The following is a 12,942-nucleotide window of genomic DNA, read 5'->3' on the forward strand; positions in this document are numbered from 1 at the left end:
TTTAGGCAGTAAATAGTGACCGCGATTATACGGACACTACTAACCTAAAAACACATTTCCGAGGTTTATTTAAAGAATACTAAGTATTGATTTTAACTATAATCTGGCATATTGGGAAAATGGTATGACCAAATAAAACAGTGAGCTTAAGCTCACCATTTTCTCATTAACAACACCAAGCTTTGCGACTCTACCGCGTATTTTTTAGTAACCCCACCTAGACGCCGAGGTTTACCATTATCAAAACGAGTATCAAATAAAATTGACCATTTCGTTTTTTCGGGTAACGTAAAATTGACATCATGAGTAGCCGCATTAATACAAACAAAGAGCGTTTCATCACCTTTATTTGAACCTGCTTTCATCTCAACCGCGATGATTTGAGTGTCAGGGTTATGCCACTCCTCAGTCGACATTAACTCACCATTTGCATTAAACCAATTAACTTCATGTGTGTTGTTATAACCAAAGTAACCATCATCTTTTAACGATAAAGAATGTAAAAGCGGACTTGAATGACGGGTTTTAATCAGGTTTCGCACAAACTCAAGTTGCTTTTTATGCACCGATTTTAATTGCCAATTTAACCAGCTAATACTGTTATCTTGGCAATAAGCATTATTATTACCTAACTGAGTGCGGCCTATTTCATCACCCGCCAATAAATGCGGCGTGCCTTGTGAAATAAAGAGTGTCGCTAATAAATTACGCTTTTGTTTTTGACGTAACTTATTAATCGCTTTATCCGTTGTGGGGCCTTCAATACCATAATTATAAGACAGGTTATGCCCGTGCCCATCACGGTTTTGCTCACAGTTAGCTTCATTATGCTTGTGGTTATAACTCACTAAATCTTCTAACGAAAAACCATCATGATAAGCAATGTAATTAACACTCGTGTTAATCGTACGCAAATCTTTATGGAAAACATCACGGCTTCCCATAAAACGGGTGGCGAAATCACCAATTAATCCACGGTCACCCTTCCAAAAGCCTTTGACCGTATCACGAAACTTATCGTTACATTCATGCCAATTTTCAGGGAACTGCCCTAATCGATAACCACCGTAACCAATATCCCATGGCTCAGCTATCAACTTAGTTTGGCTTAACACCGGATCTTGGAACAACACCTTAAAGAAAGCAGAATAGTTATCAAATTCATTACCTTCTCGCGCTAAGCTCACCGCTAAATCAAAGCGGAAACCATCTACATGCATTTCTTCAACCCAGTAACGTAGCGATTGGGTAACAAGCTGTAATACATAAGGGTTATCTAAATTAATACTGTTACCGCAACCTGTATTATTTACATAATGACGATAAATGCTTTGCCCATGTTCATCGGCATCAAACAAATAAAAATTTCGGTTATCAAGTCCGCGGAAAGACAAGATAGGGCCATCCCCTCCACCTTCAGCACTGTGGTTAAACACAACATCCAAGATAACCTCAATGCCTGCTTTGTGTAATTCACGCACCATGGTCTTAAATTCGTTAACCGCATTGCTACCACAGCTACTATAGCGCGGTTCAGGGCTAAAGAAGTTAATCGGGTTATAACCCCAATAGTTAGTCAAACCTAACGCCGTTAAGCGAGGTTCAGACATAAAGGCAGCAACAGGCATCAATTGTAAAGTGGTTACGCCAAGTTCTTGCAAATATTTAACGACTTTTGGATGAGCAAGCCCCAAGTATGTCCCTTGAATATCATCAGGTACATCGGGGTGCATTTGAGTAAAACCTTTAACGTGCATTTCATATACGACGGTATCTGAATCAGGTACATAAGGACGTTCAGCATCTTGCCAATCAAATTCAGGGTCAACAACAACTGATTTAGAAATCATTTGCTGAGAATCACCTGCATATAAACGTTCATTCCACACCAGTGGTCGGCTTAGCGCCTTGGCATAAGGGTCGATTAACAACTTTTCGTGATCGAATACTAAGCCTTCATCTAAGTTATAATCGCCATAGACTCTGTAACCATAGAGCTGCCCTGGCACTATATTCGTGACAAAACCATGCCAGACTCGACCTTTTTTAGCTGGTAGTTCGATCGCACAAATTTGCGCTTCAGTTTGCTGATCAAATAAACACAATTCGACTTTATGTGCTTGAGGGCAATAAATAGCAAAATTAACCCCAAGCCCTTTAACAATAGTGGGTCCTAATTTTTTGGCCGACCCCGCGTAAACATCGAATTTATTAACAGAAAATAACTTGGATTGCTTTGATAAATTGATCATAACCGTCCCTTGTGTATGCATTTGAAATGTAAGTAAGGAACTTACGAATGTAAGTTCCTAAGATAGTTTGATATTAACGGTTTTCTAGTAGGATTGTCGATAAAGGTGGCAGGTTAATTAATATAGAATATTCTTGACCATGCCAAGGCGTTGCATCCGCAGTGACTTTAGTAATAACGTCATAACCGCTACCCCAATACTTTTCATCATCACTGTTTAAAATTAGCGAGTATTGGCCAGGCTCAGCAACACCTAAACGGTATTCATTACGCGGGATTGGCGTAAAGTTACTAATCGAATAAACTTTAGCATCGGTGGTTTCAGCTTTACGCATAAACGCTAAAATACTGTTCGCTGAATCTTGATGTTCTAACCATTCAAAACCTTGGTAGTCGTGATCTAATTCATAAAGTGCAGGGTAATTTTTATACACATTATTTAAATCACGATATAAATTTTGAATACCTTTATGTTTATCATACTCGGTTAAATGCCAATCTAATGAGTTGTTATAATTCCATTCAGCCGATTGACCAAATTCATTACCCATAAAGTTAAGTTTTTTACCTGGGTGTGCATACATAAAGGCGGCATAAGTACGCAGGTTTGAAGCGGCTTGCCATTCATCACCTGGCATTTTACGCAACATTGAACCTTTACCGTGTACCACTTCATCATGTGAAATAGGCAATACAAAGCTTTCATTGTAGGCATACACCATTGAGAAGGTGATCTCATTATGATGAAACTTACGATAAGCCGGATCTTTAGAAATATAATGTAAACTATCGTGCATCCACCCCATATTCCATTTAAAACCAAAACCTAAACCGCCCTCAAAGGTGGGTTTAGACACTTTAGGGAATGCCGTTGACTCTTCAGCAATGGTAAACGCGTGCGGATGTTGGGTGTAAACTTCTTCATTAAACCAACGCAATAAACTAATGGCTTCGTAGTTTTCGTTACCCCCATCAACATTTGGGATCCATTCGCCTTCATTACGAGAATAATCCCAGTACAGCATACTGGCAACAGCATCTACGCGTAATGCATCAACATGATAATGCTCTAACCAAACTAAGGCGCTAGCCACTAAGAACTGACGCACATTGTCGCGGCCAAAGTCATAGATGCAAGAATTCCAATCTGGATGCCAACCACGACGTGGATCTTCATACTCATATAAATGCGTACCATCAAATCGAGACAAACCATGTGAATCTTCAGGGAAATGAGCCGGAACCCAATCAATAATAACCCCGACTTCAGCTTGGTGAGCCGCATCAACAAAAGCTTTAAAATCGTTTGGATCGCCAAATCGACTCGTCGGCGCAAATAACCCAACAGGCTGATAGCCCCAAGATCCATCATAAGGATGTTCTGATACCGGTAAAACTTCTATGTGTGTATATCCCATGTCTTTAACATAAGGAATAAGCTGTTCAATAAATTCTTGATACGTTAATGAGCGCAGTCCTGTTTCTGTTGCCACTTTACGCCAGCTAGCTAAATGTAGCTCGTAAATACTCATTGGCGTTTTGTAGCGATCCACTTTTGCTTGTGCTTTTAACCATTTTTCATCATTCCATTGGTAAGTAGATTGGTCAAAAACAAGTGATGAATGCGATGGATATTGATCTTGGTGAAAACCAACAGGGTCAGATTTATGCGGCAAGCGATTGCCTAATGGATCTTTAATTTCATATTTGTACTTAGTACCTTCTGTGACACCCGGTACAAATAAAACCCAGTGACCACAATTGGTTTTTTGCATTGGATGATAGCGGCCATCCCAATGGTTAAACTCACCAATTAAGCTAACAGCAGATGCACTAGGTGCATAAACAGCAAAACGAACACCCTTTAAACTATTACCGGCATCGGTAACCACATCAACAAGTTGCGCACCTAATTGCTTATAAATATTCTCAGGTGCCGTGTTAACATAATGAACAGCATGAAAAGCGGCTTCAGCAAATTGATATGGGTCTACAACTTCGTAAGTATGTTCTTTGTTTGTGATGCGTAATTTATAATCAAATGTTTGTGTTTTTCCTGATATTAAGGCTTCAAACAAACCATTTTCATCGGTTAACCCAAGGTCTTGAATATATTGACCCGTGATATAATCAAGGACCTCAACTTTTATTGCGCCTGGACTCCAAGCCCGTAACTTTAAACTTCCATCTTCTGTTTTAATAAACCCGAGAACATCGAGAGGATTATATACTTTTGCTTGTTGTAAATTATTTGCGAGCATCTTTCCATCCATTAAAATAAAGTGTACTTAGCCTGTGTGTTATGACTAGATTAATACAATAACGTTAGCATTATCAATTATTTATTAAGTGATAATAATAGAATATAAGAATTATTAGTTGTGGGTGTGTTAAAAACATGACAATGCACAAAAATAAAAAGGCTGTACACTTCAATTAACCTCATTAATCAAAGTAAATACAGCCATTTAATTAAGCGACTTAATTAAGCGACTTAATTAACGTCTTAAATTATGTTTTAACTGGCGTCGTTACGGGCTTGCGTTAAACGAGCGGTTAAATCATCAATTGCTTCTTGACTGAATATTTCACTTAAATTCATCGTCAATTTACGACGCCAGTTTGGATATTCCGTGCTTGTGCCCGGTATATTAACCGGCTTGTCCATTTGCATCCAATCTTCTAATTGCAAACTTAAGAGTGCACTTGAGCCTTTAGCCATATGATATTGCAACCCAAAATTTAACTCTTGTGTCATCTCGGTATATTCCACGTCACGTGGTACCGCATCTGAAATAGATTGATGCCCATGTAATGTATCTAATATGGCTTGTTTATCACGATGACGGCTCGCAAATAAAGTTTGTAATACCTCTTCATCTGGGTAAACCCCCACTTCACGCCCTAGGTTTAAATCGTCACAATGCCAATAACCACGTAGAGTTGGCATATCATGCGTCGTTAATGTAGACATTGCTTGTACGGGATAGTGCGCAGGCGAGAAGAAACCACCATCGGGTGCAACTTCAAAAAAGAATACTCGGTAAGAATGAACACCATTTTCTTGCAGTAATTCGTAAATGCCATCTGGCACCGTACCAAGATCTTCACCGATCACTAAACACTTATTTCGATGACTTTCTAATGCCAGCAATGCTAACAAATCATCTACGGGGTAATACAGGTAAGCACCTTGCTTAGCGGTATCCCCTTTTGGCACCCACCATAAGCGCAATAACGCCATTGCATGATCAATACGTAAAGCGCCACACGCGCGCATGTTTGATCTAAATAACTCAACAAAAGGTGAATAACTTTGTTTAATTAATTTTTCAGGATCCATCGGGGGTAATCCCCAATTTTGTCCTTGTGGGCCTAATACATCAGGTGGAGCACCTACACTGGCATTAGTGCAATATAAATCACTATTTGCCCAAATTTCAGCACTACCTTCACTAACACCCACGGCTAAATCACGATATATACCAATCGACATGCCCGCATCCACAGCCGCTTGTTGGCAAGCATTAATTTGCTTGTCGGCTAGCCATTGTAAATAACAATAATAGTTAACTAATTCCGCATTATTTTTCGCGAATTCAGCAACGGCTTCTTTGTGGTATTCGTTAAGTGAATCAGGCCATGCCGGCCAACCCCAAGCGATTTCGCCCGTTGCGGCGACGGTTTCTTGGATGGCATCAAAAATAGCAATTTGCTGTAATGACTCGCCACCTTCTTCAACAAAAGCCGCAAAATCAGCTTGATCTTTTTGCTGATTAAACCAAGCAAAAATCAGCTTAAGTGCACTGTGTTTTAATTGTGTAACGGCTTCATAATCAACCGATTCAACATCACGTGCATGTTGTAATTTTTGTTGAAAATCGGCTGAATTAACCAAGGTTTGTACCGCCTCGGTATCAAAACCGGCAACGGCTTTTACGTCAATGTATAAACTATTTAACCACCGACGTGAAGACGGACTATAAGGACTACAACTATCAGAGTTAGCAGGGTAAAGTGCATGAATAGGGTTTAAACCGACAAACTCAGCTCCGCGAGCGGCGACTTCTTTTATTAATGTCGTTAAATCAGAAAAGTCACCAATACCCCAGTTATTTTCTGTTCGGATACAATATAACTGAACACTCGGCCCCCAACCTTTTTTACCTTGTGCAATCGCAGGTTGTTTATAACAAGCGGTTGGAGCAATAATGAGATCTTGCTTAGCTTCTACCTTAGCGTCGTCACTTTTTATGCTCAGTGTATGATAACCAATAGGTAAAAGCTGATCGATTTCAAGTAAGTATTCTTGATACTCTAAACCATCAAACTGGGCGACATCGACTAAATTTCCATCGATAGGCGTAAAAGGTGCTTGATATTGCTGACCCTGCTCTGTTGTGATTAACCAATTAAATTCGGTATTTACCGCTGTTATCGGCAAACGAATACTGGTGAGTAACGAGTCTGTATCACGTAAAATAGTTACCGGATTTAGCGGTGAACTCCAATGCTCCTCTGTTTCTGCTTCAATAGCTTCTTTTAAAGCCTCTTCATCATCTACCGGATATCCCATACCCGCTAATAGTTTAACTTTAACTGAAGGATCGACTACGGCATCCTTTCCCCATGCATCGACGTAATTACTTTCTATACCGCGAGCTTGCGCTAGCTGCTCGATCAACTCATTTTTCATTCGTTTGTTAACCTTATCGCTCAAATTTTAACTAATTAAAGGATACCCTACTTTTAAAATAATTCATCACTTAAACCCGTAAATTAAGTCTAATGCATACGTATTTATTCTTTGAGAAACAGACTAATGATCGTTTATAATCTAATTCAATTATAAAAGTGCTTAATTGGTTTAAATATTAAAGATTAATTAAACATACCAAAACATACAAATTTACTAACTAACAGTGGAACCAACAATGACTATTAAAGTTGCTATAAACGGATACGGACGTATCGGAAGAAATGTTCTTAAAGCGTTATATGAATCAGAAAAAAATTATGACATCAAAATCGTTGCGATTAACGATTTAGGCGATTCAGATATTAATGCTCATTTAACAAAATACGATACCGTTCACGGTCGTTTTAACGCAAAAGTTTCTCATGATGACGAAGCTCTTTATGTAAATGATGACAAAATTCTTACTTTCTCAGAGCGCAACCCAGCTGATTTACCTTGGGCTGAGCTAGGCGTAGACGTAGTTTACGAATGTACTGGTTTCTTTGCAGATAAAGACAAAGCTCAAGCACATATTGATGCCGGCGCTAAAAAAGTCATTATTTCAGCTCCAGCTAAAGGCAACATTGACGCAACTGTTGTATATGGTGTTAACCAAGATGTGATCACATCTGACATGACAATTATTTCAAATGCTTCATGTACAACTAACTGTTTAGCCCCAATCGCTAAGCCATTAAACGATGCTTTAGGCATTGTTTCTGGTTTAATGACAACTATCCATGCTTATACAAACGACCAAAAATTATCTGATGTTTACCATACAGATAAATATCGTGCACGTGCTGCAGGTCATAACATGATCCCGACAGCAACAGGTGCTGCAAAAGCGGTTGGTTTAGTGGTTCCAGAACTTCAAGGTAAGTTCGACGGCATGGCTGTTCGTGTACCAACAATCAATGTTTCATTAGTTGATTTAACATTTGAATCAGAAAAAGAAACAACGGTTGAAGAAGTTAATAAGATCATTGCTGATGCAATCGCAGCCGATCCAGTATTAGCTGAAGTATTATCAATCAATGTAGAACCATTAGTTTCTTCTGACTTCAACCATTGTGCATATACTTCAAACTTTGATGCAACACAAACACGTGTTATCGGCAAGTTAGTTAAAGTTATGGCTTGGTACGATAATGAGTGGGGCTTTAGTAACCGCATGTTGGACAACACTGTTCAATTAATGAAGGCCTAAACCTCAAAAGAACATCTAGCGCAGGCGGCTTATGCCGCCTTTTGTTTTTAGCGAGTTTTATTCCTATGAAAAATCCATTTATTCAATTCGACATTCTTGAAAACTATTCAGACGAGTTTAGTTTACGTGCTTTACCAACGGGTTTACATTATTGGTGGGTAGAGACCGAACGATATAAAGCCGCGATCACAGTAACGGGTGGTCAAGTCATTTGGTATGAAACCAGTAAACATCCTCACCCTGTAATTTGGCTTAGCGATTTTAGTCATTTAGATAACAGTAAATCATTAAGAGGCGGCATACCCGTTTGTTGGCCTTGGTTTGGTCGACATAGAACCGATAAAAGCAACCCGAGTCATGGGTTAGTGCGTAATATACCTTGGGTGATCAAAGATTTTAAGTTTGAAAATAGCGAATTTACATTACGTGTAACCCCGACTCAAACTGACGAAATGCGCAAACACATCCCAGAAGGCGTCGTGTTAACTGAAGTTATTAAGTTAACCGAAACACTCGATGTTAGTTTAGTTACAACCAACAATAGCCATGCGCCCTATGAATTCAGCGCCGCTTTACATACCTATTTTTATGTTGGTAATATCAAAGAAACCGAGTTACATGGATTAACTCAATCGCATTATATTTCTGAACAAACTAACTGGCAGTCTACCGATTCACCTAAATGCTACCGCTTTAGAGAACACACAGACAGAATACATATTGATCAAGCTGAATATGCAGAAATTGAAAGTCCGGTGCATACTTATCAATTAACTCAAAGTGGTCACAATAGCTTAATTGTGTGGAATCCGTGGAGAGAAGTTTCAACAAAGACTCCGGGCATGGGTTCGGAAGTTTGGCAAGAAATGCTTTGTGTTGAGCCTGCAGCATTTAAACCTTATTTAAATTTAAAGCCAGGTCATTCGCATACACTAAAACAGCATATTGATGTAGTTAAATAAGCTGACTACAAACGACTTTAATTAGACATAAAAAAACCGATGCAAGCATCGGTTTTTTTGTACCTTAATTAATTTAATGTCTAGGTACATTAAAAAAACCTGGGTGTATACAAATAAATGGAGGCCTAACCTTTAGCACCTTCAACAGCTGCTTTAGCGATTTGTGTAATGCGTTTCCAATCACCCGCTTCGACAGCATCTTGTGGCACTAGCCATGAACCACCGACACAAGCTACATTAGGCAAGGCTAAGTAATTTTTGTAGTTATCAGGGTTAATTCCGCCAGTAGGACAGAAAGTAATTTGCGGACAAGGACCGGCAATCGACTTAAGCATAGGAACGCCACCCGCAGCTTCTGCTGGGAAGAATTTAAAACAATCTAAGCCATGCTCAATGCCCGTCATCATCTCAGAAATTGATGCAATCCCCGGAATTAAAGGCATTGTACCTTGGTTAGCTGCTTGCAATAGCGCAGGTGTTAAACCTGGGCTAATACCAAATTGACCACCCGCACTTTCAACAGCACGATACTGATCAGCATTAATGATCGTTCCAGCGCCTGTTACCGCTTCAGGTAATTTGTTAGCTAATAATTCAATAGCATCAAGTGCGCATTCAGTTCTTAGTGTCACTTCTAAAACTTTAACGCCGCCTTCTAATAAGGCTTCTGATACCGGTAATGCATGTTCTAATTTTTTAAAAACAAGTACAGGTACAACTGTACCTTGCTTTAAAATGTCTAGAGAAGTTGTTTTCCAATTATTTGTAGTACTCATTTGTTAAGCCTCAATATTTTGAGTTAAATACGCAGCAGCACCTAATAATCCCGGTTGTTTTTCGGTGATAACAAACACCGGAATTTTTTTGTTTAATGCGGTAAATCGTCCTTTGGCTTCAAATTGTGTTCTAAAATCACTGTTTTTAAAATACTCAATAAAGCGTGGAATGATCCCACCCGCAATATAAACACCGCCATAAGTTAAAGTTGTTAATGCTAAATTACCACCAAAGCTGCCCATTACACGACAGAAAGTATCTAATGTTAGCTTACAATATTCACAGGTACCATCAACAGCATGTTTAGTTATATCAGCAGGTGAGCTAAAACTTAACTCAACACTTTTTATGTGACAAATTGCTTGATAAATTTCTAAAATACCGGGACCTGACACTAAACGCTCAACAGAAACATGCCCATATTTGCTCTGTAAAACATTTAGTATTTTTTGTTCTAATTCATCGTTACTGGCAAAATCAACATGTCCACCTTCGCCAGGAAGCGGGATATATTTTTCATTTGCTTTAATTAAGTGAGCAACACCTAAACCTGTACCGGGACCATAAACCGCCATCGGTGCAGATAAATCAGCTTTATCACCACCCACTTGAATTTTATTTTCGTCGGTTAAAAACGGCAAACACATAGCTTGAGCCGTAAAATCATTAATAACTAAAAAGCTATCTAGATTTAATTTCTTTTTAACCGCTTCAATCGAAAAAGACCACGTATGATTAGTCATACTGACTTGGTCACCATTAATCGGACACGCGATGGCAACACAAACATGCTGAACTGCATTGATGTTTTCATCGGTACAATATTGATTAATCACATCATCAATATTGTCATAGCCAGTAACAGGGTAAGTTCGATCTTGAGTAAATTGAGTATCAACACCATTTGTTTGGGCTATACGCATGTTGGTTCCACCAACATCTGCGATTAAACAAATCATATTAAATTCCTTAATCTTGGGTAAATACACATGATGCGCCTAACTCAGCACCCGTCATGTTGCTACGTAATGCGCCAAAAAATTCACGCCCCATACCCGAACGTTCACCTTCTACTCGTGTCGGTTCAGCAGGCTTTCTAGCCGCTAGCTCAGCATCATCAACCAACAATTGAATACCACCATTAGCTGGATCAACGCGAATTAAATCGCCGTTTTGCACTTTTGCCAGCAAACCGCCATCGATGGCTTCTGGTGTCATATGGATTGCTGCCGGTATTTTACCTGAAGCACCCGACATACGACCATCCGTTACAAGGGCAACAGAATAACCTTTATCTTGCAATACGCCAAGAGGTGGGGTTAATTTATGTAGCTCTGGCATACCAATCGCTTTAGGTCCTTGGAAACGCACAACAACCACGCAATCTTTGTTCAAATCACCGCTTTTAAATACGGCCTCTAAATCATGTTGACTTTCTAATACAACGGCTGGCGCTTCTATTACGGCATCTGGGTCTGGCATTGCTGACGTTTTCATAACACAGCGCCCAAGGTTACCTTCTAGTACCGATAATCCCCCATTCGATTTGAATGGTTTTGCGGCTGAAGCCACAACCTCGAGATCAGCAGACGATGTAGGGCCATCGCGCCAAACTAATTCGGCATTTTCTAAGAAAGGCTCTTTTGTGTACTTGTCTAAACCTTCACCACAAATAGTTTTAACATCATTGTGCAATAAACCTGCATCAAGCAATTCACGAATTAATAAAGCCATTCCGCCAGCTGCAACAAAGTGATTGATGTCTGCATGGCCATTTGGATAAATACGCGTCATTAATGGTGTCGCGCTAGATAACTCTGCAAAGTCATCCCAATTAATAATGATGCCAGCAGCTCGAGCCATAGCGACTAAATGCATCGTGTGGTTAGTTGAACCACCCGTTGCCAATAAAGCAACCACACCATTAACCACTGATTTTTCATCAACGATATGACCTATCGGTGTGTAGTTAGTCCCTAAATCAGTAATACGGGTCGCTTGTACAGCAGCAGCTTTGGTTAAAGCATCACGTAAAGGTGTACCAGGGTTAACAAATGATGAACCAGGCAAATGCAAGCCCATCACTTCAACCACTAATTGATTAGAGTTAGCCGTACCATAGAAAGTACAGGTGCCCGCTGAATGATAAGAAGCAGACTCTGCTGCTAACAATTCATCACGGCCCGCTTTACCTTCAGCATATAATTGACGTACATGGGCTTTTTCTTTATTAGAAATACCCGATGGCATAGGGCCAGCTGGTACAAACACCATAGGTAGATGACCAAATGATAAAGCAGACATCACTAAGCCAGGCACTATTTTATCGCAGATGCCTAACATTAAAGCACCATCAAACATATTGTGTGATAAGCCAATACTTGATGACATCGCGATCACATCGCGACTGATCAAGCTTAAATCCATACCCGCTTGGCCTTGTGTTACGCCGTCACACATAGCAGGAACGCCGCCTGCCACTTGGGCAACACTACCCACTTCTGAAATCGCTTCTTTAATAAAAGCAGGATAGGTTTCATACGGTTGATGTGCAGAAAGCATATCGTTGTATGACGTAATAATACCAATATTGGCTTTGGTGAATTGTTTTAATGAAGTTTTGTCTTCGCTGCCACAAGCCGCAAAACCATGCGCTAGATTACCGCAACTTAAAACGCCACGATGTGGTCCTTTTTCACGGGCTTTTTCAATTTTATCTAAATAGGCTTGGCGAGTTTCGCGACTTCTTTCAACGATCCGCTTAGTAACTTTATCAACTATAGGGTTCATAATTTCGTCTCAGGTTTATCTGTGTGTAATACTCAATATAAAAATCACACGAGCGTGTTATCTTCAGTTGAGTGCATGATGATGCTATGCATTCATTATGTGTTTGGTACATTGTAGCTATAAGGTATAGGGACTCAATTAAGCCCCTATTACAACGCAGCTCTGATGGCTACTTAGTTGTTTATTTTCATACTGTTATTAGGCTTAACCTTTT

Annotated in this window: 8 protein-coding genes; 2 read left to right on the forward strand and 6 right to left on the reverse strand. The window is 39.6% G+C overall.

The genetic code is table 11. The annotated features are described in order from the left end of the window. Positions 1–152 precede the first annotated feature (152 nt). From glgX to malQ, 3 genes are all read right to left on the reverse strand, one after another. Positions 153–2,252 carry a glycogen debranching protein GlgX gene (gene glgX / locus DPX34_RS00185; RefSeq protein WP_111976734.1) on the reverse strand — a complete coding sequence of 700 codons (2,100 nt, stop codon included), beginning with the start codon at positions 2,250–2,252 and terminating at the stop codon, positions 153–155. A gap of 73 nt (positions 2,253–2,325) precedes the next feature. Then, positions 2,326–4,512 carry a 1,4-alpha-glucan branching protein GlgB gene (gene glgB, locus DPX34_RS00190; protein ID WP_111976396.1) on the reverse strand — a complete coding sequence of 729 codons (2,187 nt, stop codon included), beginning with the start codon at positions 4,510–4,512 and terminating at the stop codon, positions 2,326–2,328. A gap of 257 nt (positions 4,513–4,769) precedes the next feature. Next, positions 4,770–6,947, reverse strand: a complete 2,178-nt coding sequence (malQ, locus tag DPX34_RS00195) for a 4-alpha-glucanotransferase (RefSeq protein WP_111976397.1) — start codon at positions 6,945–6,947, stop codon at positions 4,770–4,772. A 238-nt stretch (positions 6,948–7,185) separates the two neighbouring features. On the opposite strand from malQ, the gene gap reads away from it, so the two are divergent. Together gap and DPX34_RS00205 are read left to right on the forward strand one after the other, a co-directional pair. After that, positions 7,186–8,199, forward strand: coding sequence for a type I glyceraldehyde-3-phosphate dehydrogenase (gene gap / locus DPX34_RS00200; protein ID WP_111976398.1), 1,014 nt, complete (start codon positions 7,186–7,188; stop codon positions 8,197–8,199). A gap of 65 nt (positions 8,200–8,264) precedes the next feature. Then, complete coding sequence (locus DPX34_RS00205) at positions 8,265–9,161, forward strand: D-hexose-6-phosphate mutarotase (RefSeq protein WP_111976399.1); 897 nt, start codon at positions 8,265–8,267, stop codon at positions 9,159–9,161. Positions 9,162–9,286: 125 nt separating this feature from the next. Here DPX34_RS00205 and DPX34_RS00210 read toward each other — a convergent pair whose 3' ends face one another. From DPX34_RS00210 to edd, 3 genes are read right to left on the reverse strand one after another with little or no spacing between them, the layout of a single operon-like run. Beyond that, positions 9,287–9,937, reverse strand: coding sequence for a bifunctional 4-hydroxy-2-oxoglutarate aldolase/2-dehydro-3-deoxy-phosphogluconate aldolase (locus tag DPX34_RS00210; protein ID WP_111976400.1), 651 nt, complete (start codon positions 9,935–9,937; stop codon positions 9,287–9,289). Between the two features lie 3 nt (positions 9,938–9,940). Beyond that, the gene (locus DPX34_RS00215) at positions 9,941–10,897 is read right to left on the reverse strand and encodes a glucokinase (RefSeq protein WP_111976401.1); all 957 of its coding nucleotides are present in this window, start codon (positions 10,895–10,897) and stop codon (positions 9,941–9,943) included. 10 nt (positions 10,898–10,907) lie between these two features. Beyond that, positions 10,908–12,728 (reverse strand): phosphogluconate dehydratase, encoded by a 1,821-nt coding sequence (edd, locus tag DPX34_RS00220; RefSeq protein ID WP_111976402.1) that lies wholly within the window; start codon positions 12,726–12,728, stop codon positions 10,908–10,910. Between the last annotated feature and the right edge of the window lie 214 nt (positions 12,729–12,942).

The organism is Algibacillus agarilyticus (assembly GCF_003286125.1).
Lineage (GTDB): Bacteria > Pseudomonadota > Gammaproteobacteria > Enterobacterales > Alteromonadaceae > Algibacillus > Algibacillus agarilyticus.

Excerpts from the sequence above, each read along its gene's own strand:
- DPX34_RS00210 (WP_111976400.1), bottom strand. The coding sequence starts at position 9,937 with ATGAGTACTACAAATAATTGGAAAACAACTTCTCTAGACATTTTAAAG.
- edd (WP_111976402.1), bottom strand. The coding sequence starts at position 12,728 with ATGAACCCTATAGTTGATAAAGTTACTAAGCGGATCGTTGAAAGAAGT.
- glgB (WP_111976396.1), bottom strand. The coding sequence starts at position 4,512 with ATGCTCGCAAATAATTTACAACAAGCAAAAGTATATAATCCTCTCGAT.
- gap (WP_111976398.1), top strand. The coding sequence starts at position 7,186 with ATGACTATTAAAGTTGCTATAAACGGATACGGACGTATCGGAAGAAAT.
- malQ (WP_111976397.1), bottom strand. The coding sequence starts at position 6,947 with ATGAAAAATGAGTTGATCGAGCAGCTAGCGCAAGCTCGCGGTATAGAA.
- DPX34_RS00215 (WP_111976401.1), bottom strand. The coding sequence starts at position 10,897 with ATGATTTGTTTAATCGCAGATGTTGGTGGAACCAACATGCGTATAGCC.
- glgX (WP_111976734.1), bottom strand. The coding sequence starts at position 2,252 with ATGATCAATTTATCAAAGCAATCCAAGTTATTTTCTGTTAATAAATTC.
- DPX34_RS00205 (WP_111976399.1), top strand. The coding sequence starts at position 8,265 with ATGAAAAATCCATTTATTCAATTCGACATTCTTGAAAACTATTCAGAC.